We start from the raw sequence: 18,888 nt of genomic DNA, 5'->3' as shown, positions 1-18,888 counted from the left end.
CCCGTGCTTGATCAAGGCGTCTCCACTCCCAACCAGTCCATGCCCAACCGGCGGCGGATGTCATCCGGGGTGGCCCCGCCGTCGCGCAGCGCCGCCAGGCTTGCCGCCCCGTCGCGTTTGGCCAGCCGTTCACCACGCTCATTGACCAGCAAGCGGTGGTGATGCCAGTCGGGGACGTTCAGGTCAAGCAAGGCCTGCAACAGGCGATGCACATGCGTCGCCTCCACCAGGTCGCGGCCGCGGGTCACCAGGGTGACGCCCTGCAGATGGTCGTCCACCGTCACCGCCAGGTGATAGCTGGTGGCCACGTCGCGCCGTGCCAGCACGACATCGCCCAGGATGCCGGGTTGGGTCGCCACGGTCCCCGCCTCCAGGTCGGTCCAGAGCAAGGGTCCGGCGCGACGCGTGGCGGCCGCGACATCCAGCCGCAGGGCGTGCGGCGCCCCCGCCGCCAGCAGGTCGGCCCGCCGTACCGGGTCCATATGCCGGCAGGTGCCGGGGTAAAGCGGCCCCTCCGGCCCATGGGGGGCGGCGCCGGCCCGCGCGATCTCGTCCTGGATGTCCTTGCGCGAACAGAAGCAGGGATACAGAACCCCCAGGTCGGAGAGGCGGTCCAGGGCGGCGCGATAATCGGCCATGTGTTCCGACTGGCGCCGCACCGGCTGCGGCCAGCTCAGGCCCAACCAAGCCAAGTCGCGGAGAAACGCCTCCTCGAATTCAGGCCGGCAGCGATTGGGGTCGATATCCTCGAAGCGCAGCAGAAAGGTGCCGCCGGCCCGGCGCGCGGCGTCCCAACCGAACAGGGCGGAATAGGCGTGGCCCAGATGGGGCAGGCCGGTGGGGCTGGGGGCGAAGCGGGTCACGGTCTGGTTCATGCCCCCTGATACCACCGGGGGACGCGTCTTGCCCATCCCCTGCCCCCCAATCCCCTGCCCCGAGTTGGCCATGGTTTGGCCCTCCACCCTCCCTACAAAAAGGGGTAGGGCGGGATGGCCGCCCCACATCTTGTGGGTAAACATATGACGTTATGGTGAAATCGCCCGGGGCCCACCAAGGCGAGGATTGCCGAAACGGGTGGGAAAGGCTAATAAGGCAATGATCTCTGGCCGTGGGTTCGGCCCCGGCCTTCCTCGGGAACGGCGCGGGGGTGGTATTGTCTCCACCACTAGACAGTTGTCCGGCCTTGGTACTGAACGCCGATTTTCGGCCGCTCAGCTACTTCCCCTTGTCCCTTTGGTCTTGGCAAGACACCGTCAAGGCCGTGTTTCTGGACAGGGTCAACATCATTTCCGTCTATGACCGGGTCGTGCGGTCGCCCACGGCGGAAATCCGAATACCCAGCGTCATCAGCCTGAAGGAATACATACCGGCGACTCGAAGGCCGGCCTTCACCCGCTTCAACGTTTTCCTGCGCGATCATTTCTGTTGTCAGTATTGCGGTGAGCCTTTCCCCACCCAGGAACTGACCTTCGACCACGTCATCCCACGCTCCCGCGGCGGACGCACTACCTGGGACAACGTCGTCACCTCCTGCTCCGCCTGCAACTTGGCCAAGGGCAGCCGTCTGCCGCACCAATGCGGCATGATCCCCCTCAGCCCCCCGTTCCAGCCCACGGTCTTCCAGCTTCAGGAAAACGGCCGGGCCTTCCCGCCCAATTTCCTGCACGAAAGCTGGCGCGACTTCCTCTATTGGGACACGGAACTGGATCCCTTCTGACGGCGGTTCTTAGCGATACGGTTCTCAGCGATATGGGGCTGTGCAGGCCAGCATCCAATCGCGGAAGGCGCGGACGCCCGGCGTCAGCGGCTTTGAGAACAGCCGGGTCAGCCAGTAGCTCCCCGTGTCGACGCACACCGGGAATGGCTGCACCAGGCGGCCGTCCTCCAGGTCCCGCCGGAACATGGCGGGCGGCGCCAGCGCCACGCCCTCCCCCACCATCGCCGCCTGGACCATGAGGGGGGAGGCGTCGAACAGCGGTCCCCGCGCTGTGATCCCCGGCACCCCGGCGGCCTTCAACCAGGCCGGCCAATCCTGCGCGCGGTAGGACCGCAGCAGCGGATGGGCGGCCAGGTCCCCGGGCTTGTGCAGGGTGGCGGCGATGGCCGGCGCGCACAGGGGCGTCATGGGCGCGTCCATCAGGCGGTGCGCCTCCACCCCGTGCCAGGCGCCGTCGCCGAAGCGGATGGCCAGATCCAGGCTTTCGGTCCACAGGTCGACCTTGTTGTTGTTGGTCATGATGCGCAAGTCGACGCGCGGATGGTGGGCGCGGAAGGCGCCCAGGCGCTCGAACAGGAAACCGACGGCGAAGGTGCCCACCACGCCCAGGTTCACGATCTCCGCCGGGCCCGTCGCGCTGACGGCGTCCAGCGCCCGCTCCATCATGGCGAACGCCTCCAGGATCGTGGGGGCCAAGGCTTGGCCCTCATCGGTCAGGATCAGGCCCCGGGTGCTGCGGCGGAACAGGCTGACGCCCAGTTGCTCCTCCAGCCCGCGCACCTGATGGCTGACCGCCGACTGCGTGACGTGCAGCTCCGCCGCCGCGCGGGTCAGGCTGAGATGCCGCGCGGCGGCCTCGAAGGCCCGCAGCGCGTTCAAGGAGATGGCGCTGAGCGGCATGGTCCCGTCCTTAGAAAAACTCAGGATCGCGCCAAGGTATCGTCGTTTGCACCGGCAATCAAATGCTGGAATTTTAAGGCATTACCGACTGACGGGGGCGGGACGGCCTGAGAAAAGCGAAGGGTATGCCCCGCTTTTCCAGGGGGCCTCTCCCTTCGTTTCCCGCCATGCGCCCGCGTTTGCGACCTCCCGGCCTCCGCTGTCTGGAGCAGGCATCCGCGTGCCCGCGGCGGACCGCATGAAGGGGGACCAGGGTGAAGGTCAGGGGCTTTCGAAACGCGGTCATCGCCGGCCTTGCCGTCGCCGCGCCCTCGGCGCTGGCGCAGACGGAAATCACCATCACGGCGCCCCCGCCGGAAGCCACCCGCCTGGATGATCGCACGGTCTACGACCTGGCGAACAACCTTCAGGCCAAGGGGGGTGGCAGCGTCGCCGACGTCCTGACCACCCTGCCCGCGGTCAGTGTCGACCCGGCGGGCAAGGTCAGCGTGCGTGGCGCCGCCGTCACGGTGATGGTCGATGGCAAGCCCTCCCCGGCGTTGCGGGGCCTGCCCTTGGCGACGGCCCTGCAATCCATGCCGGCCAACACCATCGCCAAGATCGAGGTCATCACCGACCCGGGGCCGGAGTTCCGGGGGGATGCCGGCATCGTCATCAACCTGGTCACGCGCAAGCCCCGCACGCCGACGGCCAAGGCGGACCTGGGGGCGGGCATCGGTCCACAGGGGCGGCGCAGCGGCTCGGCCGCCGGCTCCTTCGGGGTGGGCGCCTGGAGTTTCAGCGGCTCGGCCGACGTGCGGGACGACATCCGCTACGACCTGCTGTATATCGACCGGACGGCCAAGAACGCCGATGGTTCGGCCGCGGGCCGGCTGGTGGAGCACCGCGCCACCTTCGTGCCCTACACCAACACCACCGGCGTCCTGACCGTCTCCTATGCCGCTTCGGATCACGACGCGCTCAGCCTTGGTGGCGAAGGGGCCCTACGCCACCGGCCGCGCCAATACCGGGATGACCTCGGCCTCTATGATCCCGACGGCGGGGTGACCGGCCGCAGCGTCACCCAGGACCGCGCCCCCCAGCATTTCGACCACGCTTCCCTGACCGGCGACTACGTCCGCAAAGGGGTGATCGGTGGCGACACGCTGACCCTGAAGGCCAGCCATGAGGATCATGAGACACTGCGCGACCAGACCGACGACCAGCTCTTCCAGGTTCCGACCGCCGTGGAGGACATCTATCGCCAACGGCACACGGAACGGGAGCTGATCGATACCATCAGCGGCGACTATGTCCTGCCGCTGCCCCGGGAGGAACAGCTCAAGCTGGGCTTTGAGGTGGAGTCGGACCGGGTGCAGTCGGCCTACCAGGCGGGGGCGGTGGGTGATGCGGCGGTGGGCGATCCGGGTGCCGGCGGGTTCGGCGCCACCCCCGCCGCGCGCTTCGGCCTCAACCGCACCCTCAGCGCCGGTTATGCCAGTTATCAGCGCCTGCTGGGGCCCTGGCTGGTCAAGAGCGGGCTGCGGGTGGAGTCGATGGCGACCCGGTTCCTGGCGGCGGCCCAGGGCATGCCGGACTCGAGTGACCTGCGCTGGTTGCCCAGCCTGTCACTGGGACGGGATCTCAGCCCCGAAAGCCGGCTTACCTTCAGCTACACCCGGCGCATCGACCGGCCGACGACAGAGCAACTGAATCCGCTTCAGACCATCGTGGGGGCGACCACCATTCTGGGCAACACCGGCTTGCGGCCCAGCCGTACGGACTCGGTGGAGGCCGGCTACACCTACACGGCGGCGAAGGTGACGGTCAGCGGCACCCTGTACGCGCGCCGTCTGACCGATGATATCGTGGACTATCGCTATGCGGCGGCACCGGTGGACACGGTCCTGGTCTCCACGGTGGAAAACGCGGGCGGCGGCACGTCGGCCGGCCTGGACCTGGCGGTGGATTTCCACCTCGGGCCGGACTGGGCGATCAGCCTCAGTTCCGACCTGTCCCACTTGCGGGAAACCATGCCAATCGCTGGGGGGCCAATCGGCGGGGAGAACTATACCGGCGCGCTGTTCACGCACCTGACCAAGGTCAACCTGACCTGGACGCCGGCGGAGGGCGACCGCCTGCAACTCCAGGCGCAACTGCATGGCCGGTCGCTGGAAACGGGCGGCACGCGCTCCGGCTATCAGTCAGTGACCCTGTCTTATAGCCATGACGTGACGTCCCGCCTTAAGGCGATCGTCACCGCCAACGACGTGTTCAATGGCGTGCGGCGCGTGACGTGGATCGACACGCCGCAGTATCGGGAACGGTCGGAATTGGCCGTGCCGGGGCAGATCGTCTATCTCAGGCTGACATACAAGCTGGGTGGCGGCGATACCGCCGGCCCCTGATCAGACCCGTTCCGCCACCCAGATGACGGCGCGGGTGCCAGCCTTGATCAGGGTGTAGAGCACGGGGTAGCCGGTGGTCAGCTCGGCATCGTGGGCGATGCCGATATCGCGGTGCTCCAGCTCTTCGGCCCGGAATTTTTCGATGGTGGCCTTCAGCTCCGCCTCGCCCGGGCCCAGGCGTTCCGCCTGCTCGGCATAGTGGGCGTCGATCGCCTCCTCCACCGCCACGGTGCAGGCCATGGCCGCCCGCTCGCCCATCAGGGCGGTGGCGGCACCCAGGGCGTAGCCGGCCAGCTTCCACAGCGGCTGCAACGCCGTGGGCCGCACCCGCCGCTCCACCATCATTGTGTTGAAGGTGTCGAGGTGGACGCGCTCCTGTTCCTCCATGTGGCGGATGGTGGCGCCCACCGGTCTTTTCCCCAGCACCGACAACTGCCCGGCATAGATGCGGGCGGCGCCGTACTCGCCCGCCTGGTCCACACGGATGATGCGGGCGATCTGTGCGTCGGTGCCCAGGTCGCCCGGCAGGGGGCGGCGGGCCAGGCGCTCGGCGGGCTTGGCAGTGGACAGGGTGGCGGAGGGACGGGGGGCGGTGTTCGTGGCGCTCATGAAACCCTCCTCAGGCCCGCTTGGCGCCGGCGCGGGCGGCGGCCCAGGCGACCAGGCCCAGGATCAACGAGGCCGGGAAATTGAAGGCGGCCATGGAAATCCCGTGGAAGGTCCACTGCGCCTGATCACAGCGCACCAGCGGGGCGGACATCAGACGCTCGCGCAGCTGATCCAGCGTCAGGTTCTTGGGCATGCTGCTGCTGCAGGTGGTGAAGCCTTCCCACCAATGCTGTTCCACGCCGGCGTGAAATCCCGCGATGGCGGCCCCGGCCAGGAAGGCCAGGCCACCCAGGGTCAGCGAGACGCCCCGCAGGCGGGTGTTCACCAGGCCGGGCAGCAGCGCCACGATGGCCGCGACATAGGCCCAGCGCTGCCACATGCAGAACTCGCACGGGTGCAGGCCGCCGACATATTGCGACAGCAGCGCCGTGCCCAGTGCCGCCACCGACGCCAGCACCAGCGCCGCCTGCGGCAGGCGGGGGTGGGCCAGCGGGGAGGGGGCTGCGGTAGGGCGGGGGGCGACGGCAGTCATGGCGGTGGTCCAGATCGGGGTGGTAAAAGGCTCAATGCAGATGCACGTATTTGAGAAGCACGAAGCCGCCAACCAGCAGCACTAAAAACAGGGTGGTGACCAGCGTCAGGCGCTTTTCCACGAATGTGCGGATGGGCTCGCCGAATTTCCAGAGCAGGGCGGCGACCAGGAAAAAGCGCAAGGCCCGGGAGATCAGCGAGGCGCCGGCGAAGGTGAGCAGGTCGAACTGGAAGGCGCCGCTGGCGATGGTCACCAGCTTGTAGGGGATGGGCGTCATGCCCTTCAGGATGATGATCCAGGCGCCCTTCTCATCGAAGCCCTGCTTGAACTCCATGTACTTGTCCATCAGGCCATAGGCGTCGATGATGCGGTGGCCGATGACGTCCCAGAAATAATAGCCGATGGCGTAGCCCAGGAAGCCGCCCAGGACGGAAGCCACGGTACAGACCGTGGCCAGGAAGAAGGCGCGGCGCCGGTCGGCCAGGATCAGCGGGATCAGCAGCAGATCCGGCGGAATGGGAAAGACCGAGCTTTCGATGAAGGAAATACCCGCCAGGGCCCACACGGCATGGCGGTGGCCGGCAAGGGCGAGGGTGCGGTCATACAGGCTACGCAGCAACGGGCATCTCCGACAGCGGGGCCCCGCCAAGGGGGCGGGGCCGGGCGCTACCCGTCTATCAGGTGCGCCCCCCGCCCGCAACCGCGCGGCCCTGTGATGCGCGTGTCAAGCCTGTGCCCCGCCCACCTGTGCCCGCCCACTGAACACGTCCACCGCATGCGGCGCTTGACCCCCGGCTTTCTATCGCTATGATCCCGCCCACGCTTGAAGCGCCCGGTGCCTCCGTGGCGAAATGGTAGACGCGGCAAACTCAAAATCTGTTGGCCGCAAGGTCGTGTTGGTTCGAGTCCGACCGGGGGCACCACTTTAATTCTTTAAAATCCCTGACTGTCAAAGATGGCCCTTCCCGGGCCATTTTTTGTATCCGGCACCCCGTGCCCGGCTGTCGCACCCGACATGACAGCGCAATGGTGAGCGGTTAATTTGGCGGCCTTCTCCAGACCGGGATCGTCCATGACCGCCTTCTGCCGCCTTGCCGCCGCCATCGTTTCCACCGCCGCCATCGCCCTCACCGCCGGGCCGGCGTTCGCCTGGGGCCCCAACGGACATGCCATCGTGGGCGACATCGCCCAGGACCGGCTGACGCCCAAGGCCAAGGTGGTGGTGGACCAGTTGCTGTCGCTGGAGGGTCACCACACCCTGGATGAGGTGGCGAGCTGGCCAGACACCGTGGGCCACCTGCCCAAGGACAAGGGCGGTCTGCCGGACACGCTGCCCTGGCATTATGTCGACGTGCCCACCGACCAGCCGGCCTACGATCCCACCCGCGACTGCGCCAATGAGAATTGCGTCATCGCCCGCCTGCCGGAACAGGCCCGCATCCTGGCCGATACCAAGGCGCCGCCGGAGGCGCGCCTGGCCGCGCTGAAATGGGTGGTCCATCTGGTGGGCGACCTGCACCAGCCCCTGCATGCGGCCGAGCGCGACCATGACAAGGGCGGCAATGATGTCAAGGTCCGCTACTTCGACGATGACAGGAACGGCCACCTGAACCTGCATTCGGTGTGGGACGGTTCCATCGTCGACCGCGAGTTGGGCCTGTCGGTGAACAAGGATTATTCCATCGACCTTGCCAAGGCCAAGGCGGCCGCCGCCACGCTGGAGCCGGGCATCACCGCCTATGACGCCAATGCCTGGACGCCCAAGGTCCCGGCCACCCGACCCCCGTTCAAGGGCGCCGGTCTGGACAAGGCGGTGCAGGCCTGGGGCGAGGAAAGCCACGGGCTGGCCCGCGACGTCGTCTATGGCCTGCTGCGGGCGCCGGAGTCGGACGGCGTGGAACGCCTGGCCCAGGGCTATGAAACCGCCGCCTGGCCGCTGGTGCGCATGCGCCTGGAAATGGCGGGCGTGCGCCTGGCCTGGGTGGTGAACCAGGCCGTCGGGCACTGATCCCCTGACCGCCGCGCCATAGGTCGTCGGTTCATGCAATGTTAAGCATGTCCGCGCCAAGCTGCGCGGCTGGGGCCAGGCGTGTGGCCCGCCAACGGAGCGGTGCGGCAGGATGAAGCGGGTGGAGCGGTATCTGGGGTTCGCCTTCGCCAATGCCGACCTGTTGATGGAGGTGGATGGCGAGGGCGTGTTGCGGTTCGCCGCCGGGGCCGTCCAGGCCTTGACCGGTTACAGCGACGCGGACCTGGCGGGCCGTCCCTTGGCCGAGCTGCTGGCGCCGGGCGACGCGGCGCTGGCGCGGCGCGTCCTGGGGGCGCTGGGGGATAATGAGCGCAGCGTCCCCCGGCCGGTGCGTCTGCGCCGCCGCGACGGTCGCGTCATCGTCTGTGCCCTGGCGGCCTATCGCCTGCAGTCCAGTCCCCTGCTGAACGTCACCTTCTGCCAGCTGGCCGCCGGTCCGGCGGCGCTGCCCGCCCCGCAGGATCTTGATGCCGCCACCGGCCTGCTGACCCCCGCCGCCTTCGCGCGCGCCGCCGATGCCACCCTCACCCAGGAGGGGGACGAACCGGCGGCCGGGGGCGCCCTCACCCTGGTGGAAATGAACAACCTGGCCGATATCCGCACCCGCCTGACGGCCGAGGCGGAGGGCCAGCTGATGACCGAGATCGGTGCCGTTTTCCGCCAGCATGGCGGGGGCGTCGCCGGCCGCGTCGCCGACCACCGTTTCGGCGTCATGGCCCCGGCCGGCCTGGCCGAGCAGATCACCCGCGACATCCGCCACATCGCCGCAGATCTGGGCCTGGACCAGCCGCTGGAGGTGGATGCCCGCACGCTGGACGGCGACACTCCGGGGCTCAGCCGGGCCGACCGGTCGCGCCTGCTGCTGCACGCCCTGCGCCGCTTCGCCGAGGCGGGGCCGGCGGCGGTGGACGTGCTGTCCGGCCAGTCGGCTGCCGCCGGCTTCGTCAAGGACGCGGTGGGCTGCCTGGCCCGGCTGCGCGATGACCTGGGCGGCAATCGCCTGTCCCTGGTCTATGAGCCCATCGTGGACCTCAAGACCGGGCGCATGCACCACCTGGAGGTGTTGAGCCGGTTCAACGGCGACCGCCCGGGGGCCGTCATCACCCTGGCGGAGGAACTGGGCGTCATCAACGACGTCGACATGCTGGTGTGCAGCCTGGCGATGCGCGAGCTGGAACGGGCGCCGGCCGATATGGTCCTGGCCGTGAACCTCTCTGCCGTTTCCGTCGGGTCCGACCTGTTCATGCAGTCGCTGATGGCGCAACTGAAGGCCCAGCCGGGACTGTCCGGCCGCCTGATGTTCGAGGTGACGGAAACCGGGCAGATGGGCGACCTGGACCGGGCGCGGAACGTGCTGGGCGCCGTGCGTCGCCAGGGCCACCCCATCTGCCTGGACGATTTCGGCGTGGGCATGGCCTCCTTCACCTATATCCGGGCGCTGGACTTCGACCATGTGAAGCTGGACGGCAGCTTCATCGCCCGCATGTGCGTGGACAAGCGGGAGGAGGCCATCGTCGCCGGCATGTTGGCCCTGTGTCGCGGCCTGGGCGTTAGCGCCATCGCCGAGCATGTGGAGAACCCGGAACAGATGCTGCGCCTGCGTGGCCTGGGCTGCGCCATGGGCCAGGGCTGGCTGTTCTCCCACGAGATGGAACGCCCGCAGCGGCGCGACGTGGACCTGCGGGCCCTGTCCCGTCCGTCGGCCTGGCGTCCCACCGTGGTCGATGCGGGCGGCTGAACCGCGACGCCGGTTGGTTCCCCGGCTGATCAGCTTTATCAGATAATATTCGCCCCCAATACTTGATGTGCGTCAAATAAGGATACCAATACGAGAGAGCGGTTGCGGGGGAGAGCGCCAAGGTTTTTCATGGGAAGCACCAAGGTGGAGGTGTTCCATGACCCAGTACAGCACCTATTCCCTCGTGCTGAGGGAGCACATTGCGGACCTCGACCCCCTCATTGAACGGTGGACCAGCGGGCATTTCCTGCTGACGGGCGCCGCCCAGGACGAGGCCGGGGAATTTGTCGGCCGCTTGCGGGAACTGCGCGCCGACCTGGCCAGCCGCATCGCGCGGCCGGACCTGGACGGTCGCATCACACCCCTGGTCGCTGACGGAATGACGGTTCGTTGATATCACCACGCACCTGCCCCGCCCCGCGTTCGGGTTATCCGGACACGGGGACGGGGCTTTCGCGTGCCTGTCATGTCGCTCACCGCGCCGGATCGGCCGTCAGACCCATATAGCGGTCCGCCCGGTGGTTCATGGCCACGATCATGTTGGCGATGAAGGCTCCGACGACTGACAGCGCCAGCCGCTGCGGCGTCAGCACGAAGCAGGCCGCCGCCAGGATGCCGGCGTCGATGCCCAGCTGGACATAGCCGGCGCGGATGCCGAATTGCTCCTGCAGGTACAGCGCCAGGATGTTGATGCCGCCCAGCCCGATGCGGTGGCGGAACAGGATCAGCAGGCCGGTGCCGATCAGGCCGCCGCCAGCCAATGCCGCATAGACGGGGTTCAGGACGGCGAACTCCATCCATCCAGGGGTGAGCCGCGTTTCGATGGTCACGAGGCAGACGGCGGCGAAGGTGCGGGCGGTGAAGCGCCATCCCATGCGCCGCCAGGCCAGGACATAGAAGGGCAGGTTCAGCACGAAGAAAAACAGCCAGAACCCCTGGTCAGTCACATAATGCAGCAGCAGCGCCAGGCCGGCGATGCTGCCCACCAGCAAGGTGGCCTTGGCATACAGCACCGTTCCCAGCGAGACCATCAAGGTGCCGATGGCCATGGCGGCCAGGTCCTCATATCCTTTGTGGCGGCTTTGATTGTCCGGCTGCATCATTTTGTGCCCAATATGGCGTATATTTACTAATGATATACTGGAAATGTCGGAGCCAGATATTCGATAATGGCACGGCTGCTTGGCCGGGCGTCGGTGACGCACCTGGTCGGACCGCATAGGCCGGGCGCCGGCCACGGGCTTTCGGGGTAGGGGCCTTGACCCATTGCCCCGTTGCCGGCCCTCCCGGCTTTTGAAAGGCTTGGGATCGACGCATCACAGCAGGAGGAAAGCCATGAGCACGAACCAGAGCGCTGCGTATGCCCGTATTCTGCAGGAGCGTATCGCCGACCTCGATCCCCTGATCGAACGGTGGAGCAGCGACAGCCTGATCCTGACCGACACCGCCGGCGATGAGGCCGAGGAATATCTGGAGCGGCTGAAGGTGATCCGGGCCGAGATGGCCGGGCGCCTGGGCCGTCCGGATCTGGACATCCCCACCCCCGGCATCACCGACAGCTTGCTGGCGCGCTGAGCGCTGGCGTCTCGCCCGGCGTGCCCCGCGTTTACCGGCCGGTTTCCGGCACCGGGTCGCTCCCCCGTCCCGGCCGCCGGAAGGCCGTCAGACGGCAGTACAGCCAGCCCAGGGCCAGCAGGGCGACGAACACCCCGAACAGTACCAGGTTGTAATAGATCATGGCCGCCAGGCAAAGGCAGGCCAGGCCCAGCGCCAGGCCGGGCACCCAGGGGTAGCCGGGTGCCCGGAAGGGCCGGTCCAGCGCCGGCGCATCGCGGCGCAGGCGGAACAGGCTGGCCATGCTGACGATGTACATGACGATAGCCCCGAACACCGACAGGGTGACGATGTTGGCGGTCAACGGCTGGCCGCCGAAGGCCAGCACCTCATCGGAAAAGATGGCGGCGATGCCCACGGCGGCGCCGGCCAGGATGGCCCAGTGCGGCGTGCGCCGCGTGGGATGCAGGCGGCTCAGGACGGACGGCAGGAAGCCGGCGCGGGCCAGGGCGAAAATCTGCCGGGAATACCCCATGATGATGCCGTGGAAACTGGCCACCAGGCCGAACAGGCCGATCCACACCAGCATGTGCAGCCAGCCGCTGTCGGCCCCCACCACCGCCTTCATGGCCTGGGGCAGGGGGTCGTTGATGTTGGCCAGGTCCCGCCAGTCGCCCACGCCGCCGGCCAGCACCATGGTGCCGAAGGCGAGCGCGACCAGGGTCAGGATGCCGGCGATGTAGGCGCGGGGGATGGTGCGGGCGGGGTCTTTCGCCTCTTCCGCCGCCATGGCCGCGCCCTCGATGGCCAGGAAGAACCAGATGGCGAAGGGGATGGCGGCGAAGATGCCGCCCAACGCTGTTGCTGATAGCGGCCCGGCATCCCCCGACCAGCCGTGGGCCGCGAAGTTGGCCCAGCGGAAGCCTGGCGCCACCACGCCCATGAACACCAGCAGCTCGCCGATGGCCAGCAGGGTCACGCACAGCTCGAACGTGGCGGCGATGGTGACGCCGGCGATGTTCAGCAGGGCGAAGACGCCATAGGCGCCCACGGCGGCCAGCTTGGGCGGCAGCCCCGGGAACTGGACGTTGAGATAGGCGCCGATGGCCAGCGCGATGGCCGGCGGGGCGAACACGAACTCGATCAGCGTGGCATAGCCGGCGATGAAGCCGCCCAGCGGCCCGAAGGCGCGGTGGCTGTAGGCGAAGGGGCCGCCGGCGTGGGGGATGGCCGTGGTCAGTTCGGTGAAGCTGAAGATGAAGGTGGTGTATAGCACCGCCACCAGGATGGTGGTGGCCAGGAACCCGAGCGTGCCGGCCTGGGCCCAGCCATAGCTCCACCCGAAGTATTCGCCGGAGATCACCAGCCCCACGGCGATGCCCCAAAGATGCCACCCGCCCAGGCTTTTGTTCAGCCCGGCCCCATCCGTCCCCATGCCGCGTGCCCCCGTCTTGTTCACCGGACCAGTATGCCCCGGAAATCGGGGCGCGGGGGAGGGGATTTGCCCGCGTTTTAGGCGAAAGGGGGATTGCCTGCTGATTGGGCATTGATGGCGCCGGCTATCCACATCCGCCGCACGGCCAGGTCGGGCGACAGCTCCACCAGGTCCGCCCGGGACCCCGGGGCGATGCGGCCCACATCCGGCAGCCCCAGGAAGTCCGCCGGCACCTTTGAGGCCATGGCCAGCGCCGTTTCCCGCGACACGCCCAACAGGCCCATGGCGCCGCGCACGGCCGCCGCCATGTCGATATCGGCGCCGGCCAGCACGCCGTCCGCCGTCTCCAGGCGGCCGTTGCGGCGGTGGATGGTCTGGCCGTACAGCTCGAACCGGTCGGCGTCGGTGCCGGTGGGCGGCATGGCGTCGGTCACCAGGAACAGGCGCTCCGGCCCCTTGGCCGCCAGCGCCAGGCGCAGCATGGCGCCGTGGACATGCACGCCGTCGGCGATGACGCCGCACCAACCGCGCGGGTCCGCCAGCGCCGCGCCGGCGATGCCCGGCTCCCGGTTCATCAAGGGCGGCATGGCGTTGAACAGGTGGGTGAAGCCGGTCAGGCCGTGGTCCAGCGCGCCGCGCGTGCGGGCGAAGCTGGCGGCGGAGTGGCCGCCGGCCAGGATGAGGCCGGCTTCCGCCAGCTGGGCCAGGGTTCCGTCGCTGACCACCTCGGGCGCCAGGGTCAGCAGCACGCGGCCCTGGGGGAAACGCGCGGGCAGGCCCAGCAGGAAGTCGATGTCCTCGTCGGTGGGGGCCCGGACATAGGCGGCCTCGTGCACGCCCCGGCGCTCCATGTTCAGGAAGGGGCCTTCCAGGTGGATGCCGACCACACCGCCACCGGCAACCTGGGCGGCCTCGGCCGCCGCGTCCACCGCCCGGCGCCATGTGCCGGCGGCGTCGGTGATGAAGGTGGGCAGCAGCGCGGTGGTGCCGAAGCGGCGATGCGCGGCGGCGATGGCCAGGGCCCCCGCCGCCGTCGGCGTCTCATTGAACAGCACCCCGCCGCCACCGTTCACCTGCGTGTCGACGAAGCCGGGTACCAGCAGGCTGTCCGACGCCAGGACCACCTCGGCCGCGCCCGCCGGCGGCTGGGGCGCCAGGTCCAGCACGCGCCCATCCTCCACCAGGACGCCGGCGTCCATCACTGTCCGTTCGCCGGTGAAAACGGGGCAGCCGTGGAAGAAGGTCCGCATCACACCGTCTCCGTCACCTTGCGCAGGTTGGGCGGCACGTCGGGGTCCAGGCCCCGGGCCCGCGCCACCCGGTGGATGGCCCTGTAGAAGCTGGCGACCGCCGCCAGGGGGCCCACCTCCGCCGGCAGGCCCGCCACCACGGGCAGGGCCTCGACGCCGTCGATGCCGGTCTCGGTGGCCAGGATGGGGGCGCCCAGGGCGGCGGCCTTGGCCAGGGTGTCGCGCGTCACCGCCGCCGTCACGTCGTCCTGGGTCAGCGCCAGGATGGGGAAGCCGGGGCCCACCAGGGCGAAGGGGCCATGCACCACCTCGGCCGCGCTGAAGGCCTCGGCATGCAGGCGGCAGGTCTCCTTGCACTTCAGGGCGATTTCCGCCGCCGCCCCGCTGCCGATGCCCCGGCCCAGGACATAGAGGCCGGTGGCCAGCTCCAGCCGGCGCAAGGCCGGGTACCAATCCAGGGCCACGGCCTGGTCCAGCCAGCCGGGGACCCTGGCCACCGTGTCCGCCAGGCCCGCATCCTCCTGCCAATGGGCCACCAGCTGCAGAAAGGCGACGCAGGCGGTGAGGTAGGACTTGGTGGCGGCGACACTCCTCTCCGGCCCGGCGCACAGCGGAATGAAGACATCGGCCAGCGCGGCCAGGGGGGAGGTCTCGTCATTCACGAAGCCCACCACCAGGGCGCCGCCGGCCTTGGCGGCCTCCGCCAGGCGCAGCAGGTCGGGGCTGCGGCCGGACTGCGACACCGCCACGAACAGGGCGCCGTCCACGGCCAGGGGGGCATTGTAGAGGGAGACGACGGAGGGCCCGACGGAGGCGACGGGCACGCCCAGCCGGGTTTCGATGAGGTATTTGCCGTAGGCGGCGGCGTGGTCGCTGCTGCCCCGCGCGCAGGTGACGACCACCTTGGGCTTCAGCGCCCGCAGCCGGGCGCCCAGTTCGCGGAACAGCGGTGCCGTGCGGGCGATCTGCCGGGCCGCGGCGGCGCCGGACTCGGCCGCCTCCAGGGCCATCAGCGGAACCGTCGGGGACGCGGGGGGCGGTGCGGGGATCATGGTGTTCCTGTGTCGTGGGGCGGGGATGACGCCGCCTGGCCCTTCACCGGCGCCAGCGCCAGCAGGTGCAACAGGCGTTCGGGCGTGCCGTCGAAGACGTCGGGCCGGGCCACCGGGTTGTCGGCGTTGAACCAGCCCGTGAAGCGGCGGGTGTTGTATTCGTACCAGGTGGGGTTGCTGAACAGCGGCACGTAGGGCGTGTTGGCCGCCACGATCATCTGCACCTTGTCCATGGCCCGGCGCTGTTCCGTGGGGTCGATGGTGGCGACGAAGGCGTCAAGGGCGCCGTCCAGATCCGGTTCGGTGAAGCGGGTGGGGGCGAAGCGCGTCTTGCCGCTGTAGCGGGAATGGAATCCGGTGTCGAAGCTGCGATAGGGCGTTTCCCCCGGGAACAGGCCGTTGATGGCCATGTCATAATCGCCGCTGATCAGCCGCTGCGCCCAGGACGCCGGGTCCACGGTGGAAACACGCACGTTGAGGCCCAGCGCGTTCAGGCTTTCCGCCACCAGCTGGGTGGCATTGACCCAGTCGGTCCAGCCGGCGGGTGCCAGGATGTCGAAGGCGATGGGGCTGCCGTCGGCGTTGTCGACATAGCCGTCGCCGTTCACGTCGCGGAAGCCGCTTTCGGCCAACAGGGCCTGGGCCCCGCCCTTGTCGAAATGGGCGTAGCGGCCATACTGGCGCTCCGCCTCCCCGTTCACCCAGTCCTGATAGGCGCGGCCGATGCCGCTGGCGTACTCGTTGACCTCGGGATAGCCGTAGCCCGCGATATCGACGATGGCCCGCCGGTCCACCGCCATGCTGACGGCGCGGCGGAAGTTGACGTTGCGGAAGGCGGCGCGGTTGCCCCGGCTGGGGCTGTTCAGGTTGATGTCGATGGCGACGGTGCCGCCCGGCGGGAACCAATAGCGGTGATGCCGGGGATCGGCCGCGACGTAGGTGCGCTCGATATCCGGCAGGAAGGCGCCGAACCAGTCCAGCCGCCCCTCCGCCGCCGCCGCCAGCAGCTGTTCGTTGGTGCTGACCTGGGGGAAGCGCAGGCAGTCGACCTTGAGGTCGGCGGCGTCCCAGTAATTGGGGTTGCGGCACTGGACATAGACCTGGGGTGTGAAGCGCGCCACCTCCGTCATCGGGCCGGTGCCCACCGGCGTGTCGTTGGTGAAGGCCACCGGGTCCGCGACCTTGGACCAGACATGGCGCGGCACGATGGGCACGCGCACGATCTCGAACACGATGCTGGTGTTCACCCTCTTCAGGGTGAACACCACGGTGTGGGCGTCCACCGCCGCCACGCTGGCGACGCGGTTGGCCATGTCCAGGGTGTCCAGCGCCTTGAAGCGGCGCAGCAGGTCGAAGGTGTAGGCGACGTCGGCGGCGGTGAAGGGCTGACCGTCCGACCACAGCACCCCATCGCGCAGTTTGAAGGTCAGCTTCAAGAGGTCGGGCGAAAAGGCGTAGTCGGTGGCCAGGCGGTATTCCGGCCGGCCGCCGTACATCGAGTTGAAGACCACCAGCGGCTCGTAAATGAACTCGCGCACGCTGGGCAATCGGCTGGTCTCGTTGAACGGGTTGAAGTTGCGGACCCAGCCGCTGGACATGGCGGCCACCACCGTCAGCGTCGCCGGATCGGGCTGGCCATCAGGCGGGGCGGCCATCGTCCTGGCGGCAGCGGCCAGGGCGACGACCACGATGGAAATGAAACGCCGGATCAAGAGCATTCCCTCGGTTGCAGGCCCGTGATGGAGGGGGGAGTCTAACCGCTGCCACCCCGCCGGCCCACTCCACTGTCGCCAGCCACCGGCGCCAAGGCCAGGGCGCAAACTCGTCACTTTCGTCATGGGGACTGGACCCGCCCGGGCGGCGAAACCCCAGGGAATCCGCGCCGCCGCGCGCCCCGAGGACAAGGGCGGCAGTCAAGGGCCGCTTTGCGAATTGACGAAATTGACGGTATGCTTGCGGCGCTGCGCCGGTAAAGCCGATTTAAAAACAGGGATCTCCGCACATTTGGATGTATTCCTGTCCGCATCAAAAAAGACAGGGGGTCATCGGGGTGGTCGGGTTCAAGGGGTGGGCTATCAGGGCGCCGGCCGGCCTCGTCACGATCGCGGTGCTGCTCTGCCTGTCGCTGCTGACGGCGCTGTACGCCGTCATGGACAGGGCGGACACGGCGGTCGCCACCGCCCGCGACATGGCGGCCCACGACCTGGGCATCCTGTACGACTCCGCGCGTGACCAGAGCGCCGCCTTTTCCAGCACCAGCTTCATCGGCTACAGCGTCGGCCGCTATTACGGCTTCGCCTCCGCCTTCGCGCAAATCTCGCCCAATCCCGAGCGGGCCGCCGCCCTGCTGCGCACGGCGTTCGCGGGGGGCGAGGCGCCGCAGCCGGGCGCCTCCTCGGCGCTGGCCCCTTATATGGCGGTGCATGACCGTTTCCACGCCAGTTTCGTGGACATGATCCGCGCCTCGGTCTTCGACGACCTTTACCTGATCGACCGGCTGGGCCGCGTGGTCTACAGCCTCCGCAAGGATGGCGCGTTCGGCCTGGACTTGAACGACGCCCGCGCCCGCGACACGCCGCTGGGCCAGGCGTTCCGTGAGATCATGGCCCGGCTGCAGCAGGTGGACGATCCCAACCAGGTCCTGGTGGTGACGCGCCCGCAGGCCCTGGATGGCGTCACCACGCCCGATCACCCGGATGGGGTGGGGATGCTGGTGGCCCGGCCGGTGGTGCGCCACGGCGCGGTTGAGGGCGTGGTGGCCTTCCGCCTGCCCTTGGCCGCTGTTGACCAGCGCCTGGGTGCGCTGGCGCGGCGCGGCATCGGTTTCGCCCTGATCGACGCCGGCGGGCGCCCGGCCGATGTGCCGGCCGCGGCCCGCGGGCTGGCCCCGTTCGGCGTCTATCCGGTGCCGGACACCCCATGGCAATTCCAGGTGCTGGCCAGCCGCTGGGCCTTGGCGGGCTGGTTGGGCTGGTGGACCTGGGGCCTGGCGCTGGCCAGCGTCACCGGCGGCACCTGGGCTTGGCGCCAGGCACGGCGGTCCAACCCGGACGCGACGGCGGAGGCCGGCGCGCCGCATGCCGCCCCGGCGCCCATCGCCGCCGCGATCATGCCGGCAGCGTCCCTGGAAACGGTGCGATCCCAGCTGCCACCCCAACCGGTGCCGGCCGAATCTCCGCCGCCACCTGTTCCTGCGCCCGTTCCTGCGCCCTCTTCGGTGCCCGCCCTGGCGCCGGAGAGGGAGCCGGCCAACGACCTGGATGCCAATGAGGAATTCCGCCGCTGCATCGTCGATGTCATGACCCTGGCGCTGGACTTTTGGCACCACGCCAAGCGCAAGGGGAAGATCGAGCTGGCGGAGGAAAGCGGGCTGTGGCGCGTCTATATGGACCGCAGTTCCCTGCAGACCCGCACCCTGGACAAATACCTGCTGGTCGAAACCCTGCCCCGCAACCCCCGTTGGCGCGACGTGGTGCGCACGGCGGAATTCGTGCTGCGGCACTGCCCCGACGCCGGTGCGGAGCGGGAAGGGGTGCGCGAGGCCCTGGGCCGCCTGAAACAGCACCTGCGCCATGCGGAGCGCATTTAGCGCCCCAAGGCTGGCGTCCCAGGGGAAAAACCATGGTCGCCGCAGTCAAAATCCCCAGTGTCAAAATCCCCGGTTTTGCCGTCATTTTCGACATTC

17 protein-coding genes and 1 tRNA gene are annotated in these 18,888 nt (G+C 68.8%); 8 read left to right on the top strand and 10 right to left on the bottom strand.

Translation table 11 applies throughout. From position 1 onward, the window contains the following. Positions 1 to 11 precede the first annotated feature (11 nt). Entirely contained in the window at positions 12 to 875 is an 864-nt protein-coding gene (gene gluQRS / locus UCD39_RS17775) for a tRNA glutamyl-Q(34) synthetase GluQRS (RefSeq protein WP_330497216.1), read from the bottom strand. A gap of 272 nt (positions 876 to 1,147) precedes the next feature. Between gluQRS and UCD39_RS17770 the strand changes: the two genes are divergently transcribed. After that, positions 1,148 to 1,717 carry an HNH endonuclease gene (locus tag UCD39_RS17770; RefSeq protein WP_416211018.1) on the top strand — a complete coding sequence of 190 codons (570 nt, stop codon included), beginning with the start codon at positions 1,148 to 1,150 and terminating at the stop codon, positions 1,715 to 1,717. A 24-nt stretch (positions 1,718 to 1,741) separates the two neighbouring features. Here UCD39_RS17770 and gcvA read toward each other — a convergent pair whose 3' ends face one another. Further along, positions 1,742 to 2,617 (bottom strand): LysR family transcriptional regulator, encoded by an 876-nt coding sequence (gene gcvA, locus UCD39_RS17765; protein ID WP_145732674.1) that lies wholly within the window; start codon positions 2,615 to 2,617, stop codon positions 1,742 to 1,744. Positions 2,618 to 2,871: 254 nt separating this feature from the next. On the opposite strand from gcvA, the gene UCD39_RS17760 reads away from it, so the two are divergent. After that, complete coding sequence (locus UCD39_RS17760) at positions 2,872 to 5,004, top strand: TonB-dependent receptor (RefSeq protein ID WP_330497215.1); 2,133 nt, start codon at positions 2,872 to 2,874, stop codon at positions 5,002 to 5,004. Here the strand turns inward: UCD39_RS17760 and UCD39_RS17755 are convergent, their stop codons facing one another. From UCD39_RS17755 to UCD39_RS17745, 3 genes are read right to left on the bottom strand one after another with little or no spacing between them, the layout of a single operon-like run. Then, the gene (locus UCD39_RS17755; protein WP_330497214.1) at positions 5,005 to 5,613 is read right to left on the bottom strand and encodes a demethoxyubiquinone hydroxylase family protein; all 609 of its coding nucleotides are present in this window, start codon (positions 5,611 to 5,613) and stop codon (positions 5,005 to 5,007) included. 10 nt (positions 5,614 to 5,623) lie between these two features. Continuing rightward, on the bottom strand, positions 5,624 to 6,145 hold the full coding sequence (locus UCD39_RS17750) for a disulfide bond formation protein B (RefSeq protein WP_330497213.1): 522 nt from the start codon (positions 6,143 to 6,145) through the stop codon (positions 5,624 to 5,626). Positions 6,146 to 6,176: 31 nt separating this feature from the next. After that, positions 6,177 to 6,764: a YqaA family protein gene (locus UCD39_RS17745; RefSeq protein ID WP_330497212.1), complete on the bottom strand. Its 588-nt coding sequence runs from the start codon at positions 6,762 to 6,764 to the stop codon at positions 6,177 to 6,179. Between the two features lie 218 nt (positions 6,765 to 6,982). Here UCD39_RS17745 and UCD39_RS17740 point away from each other — a divergent pair. The 4 genes from UCD39_RS17740 to UCD39_RS17725 all read left to right on the top strand — a co-directional run bounded on the left by UCD39_RS17740 (position 6,983) and on the right by UCD39_RS17725 (position 10,306). Continuing rightward, positions 6,983 to 7,068 (top strand) — tRNA-Leu (locus tag UCD39_RS17740). A 149-nt stretch (positions 7,069 to 7,217) separates the two neighbouring features. Further along, on the top strand, positions 7,218 to 8,153 hold the full coding sequence (locus UCD39_RS17735) for a S1/P1 nuclease (protein ID WP_330497211.1): 936 nt from the start codon (positions 7,218 to 7,220) through the stop codon (positions 8,151 to 8,153). A 112-nt stretch (positions 8,154 to 8,265) separates the two neighbouring features. Beyond that, complete coding sequence (locus tag UCD39_RS17730; RefSeq protein WP_330497210.1) at positions 8,266 to 9,912, top strand: EAL domain-containing protein; 1,647 nt, start codon at positions 8,266 to 8,268, stop codon at positions 9,910 to 9,912. A gap of 157 nt (positions 9,913 to 10,069) precedes the next feature. Next, positions 10,070 to 10,306, top strand: a complete 237-nt coding sequence (locus tag UCD39_RS17725; protein WP_330497209.1) for a hypothetical protein — start codon at positions 10,070 to 10,072, stop codon at positions 10,304 to 10,306. A gap of 79 nt (positions 10,307 to 10,385) precedes the next feature. Here UCD39_RS17725 and UCD39_RS17720 read toward each other — a convergent pair whose 3' ends face one another. Continuing rightward, the gene (locus UCD39_RS17720; RefSeq protein WP_330497208.1) at positions 10,386 to 11,015 is read right to left on the bottom strand and encodes a YitT family protein; all 630 of its coding nucleotides are present in this window, start codon (positions 11,013 to 11,015) and stop codon (positions 10,386 to 10,388) included. Positions 11,016 to 11,247: 232 nt separating this feature from the next. On the opposite strand from UCD39_RS17720, the gene UCD39_RS17715 reads away from it, so the two are divergent. Further along, a complete protein-coding gene (locus UCD39_RS17715; RefSeq protein ID WP_330497207.1) occupies positions 11,248 to 11,487 on the top strand; it encodes a hypothetical protein in 240 nt (79 codons plus the stop codon). 31 nt (positions 11,488 to 11,518) lie between these two features. Here the strand turns inward: UCD39_RS17715 and eat are convergent, their stop codons facing one another. The 4 genes from eat to UCD39_RS17695 form a co-directional block, all read right to left on the bottom strand. Continuing rightward, positions 11,519 to 12,901: an ethanolamine permease gene (gene eat / locus UCD39_RS17710; RefSeq protein ID WP_330497206.1), complete on the bottom strand. Its 1,383-nt coding sequence runs from the start codon at positions 12,899 to 12,901 to the stop codon at positions 11,519 to 11,521. A 77-nt stretch (positions 12,902 to 12,978) separates the two neighbouring features. Then, positions 12,979 to 14,151, bottom strand: coding sequence for an N-acetylglucosamine-6-phosphate deacetylase (nagA, locus tag UCD39_RS17705; protein WP_330497205.1), 1,173 nt, complete (start codon positions 14,149 to 14,151; stop codon positions 12,979 to 12,981). Beyond that, positions 14,151 to 15,203, bottom strand: coding sequence for an SIS domain-containing protein (locus tag UCD39_RS17700; RefSeq protein WP_330497204.1), 1,053 nt, complete (start codon positions 15,201 to 15,203; stop codon positions 14,151 to 14,153). The genes nagA and UCD39_RS17700 overlap by 1 nt, the downstream gene beginning before the upstream one ends. After that, a complete protein-coding gene (locus UCD39_RS17695) occupies positions 15,200 to 16,915 on the bottom strand; it encodes an ABC transporter substrate-binding protein (protein ID WP_330497203.1) in 1,716 nt (571 codons plus the stop codon). The genes UCD39_RS17700 and UCD39_RS17695 overlap by 4 nt, the downstream gene beginning before the upstream one ends. Positions 16,916 to 17,253: 338 nt before the next feature. On the opposite strand from UCD39_RS17695, the gene UCD39_RS17690 reads away from it, so the two are divergent. Beyond that, the gene (locus tag UCD39_RS17690) at positions 17,254 to 18,792 is read left to right on the top strand and encodes a hypothetical protein (protein ID WP_330497202.1); all 1,539 of its coding nucleotides are present in this window, start codon (positions 17,254 to 17,256) and stop codon (positions 18,790 to 18,792) included. Positions 18,793 to 18,888: the final 96 nt, after the last annotated feature.

Source organism: Nitrospirillum karajorum, assembly GCF_036348415.1.
In the GTDB taxonomy this organism is placed as follows: domain Bacteria; phylum Pseudomonadota; class Alphaproteobacteria; order Azospirillales; family Azospirillaceae; genus Nitrospirillum; species Nitrospirillum amazonense_B.
The sequence above is the reverse complement of the archived record's forward strand: the minus strand, read 5'-3'. Positions and strand labels throughout refer to the sequence as shown.

Bases quoted from the DNA above. Each gene is read 5' to 3' on its own strand.
- gluQRS (WP_330497216.1), bottom strand. From the start codon at position 875: ATGAACCAGACCGTGACCCGCTTCGCCCCCAGCCCCACCGGCCTGCCC.
- gcvA (WP_145732674.1), bottom strand. From the start codon at position 2,617: ATGCCGCTCAGCGCCATCTCCTTGAACGCGCTGCGGGCCTTCGAGGCC.
- UCD39_RS17755 (WP_330497214.1), bottom strand. From the start codon at position 5,613: ATGAGCGCCACGAACACCGCCCCCCGTCCCTCCGCCACCCTGTCCACT.
- UCD39_RS17750 (WP_330497213.1), bottom strand. From the start codon at position 6,145: ATGACTGCCGTCGCCCCCCGCCCTACCGCAGCCCCCTCCCCGCTGGCC.
- UCD39_RS17735 (WP_330497211.1), top strand. From the start codon at position 7,218: ATGACCGCCTTCTGCCGCCTTGCCGCCGCCATCGTTTCCACCGCCGCC.
- UCD39_RS17730 (WP_330497210.1), top strand. From the start codon at position 8,266: ATGAAGCGGGTGGAGCGGTATCTGGGGTTCGCCTTCGCCAATGCCGAC.
- UCD39_RS17725 (WP_330497209.1), top strand. From the start codon at position 10,070: ATGACCCAGTACAGCACCTATTCCCTCGTGCTGAGGGAGCACATTGCG.
- UCD39_RS17720 (WP_330497208.1), bottom strand. From the start codon at position 11,015: ATGATGCAGCCGGACAATCAAAGCCGCCACAAAGGATATGAGGACCTG.
- UCD39_RS17715 (WP_330497207.1), top strand. From the start codon at position 11,248: ATGAGCACGAACCAGAGCGCTGCGTATGCCCGTATTCTGCAGGAGCGT.
- eat (WP_330497206.1), bottom strand. From the start codon at position 12,901: ATGGGGACGGATGGGGCCGGGCTGAACAAAAGCCTGGGCGGGTGGCAT.
- nagA (WP_330497205.1), bottom strand. From the start codon at position 14,151: ATGCGGACCTTCTTCCACGGCTGCCCCGTTTTCACCGGCGAACGGACA.
- UCD39_RS17700 (WP_330497204.1), bottom strand. From the start codon at position 15,203: ATGATCCCCGCACCGCCCCCCGCGTCCCCGACGGTTCCGCTGATGGCC.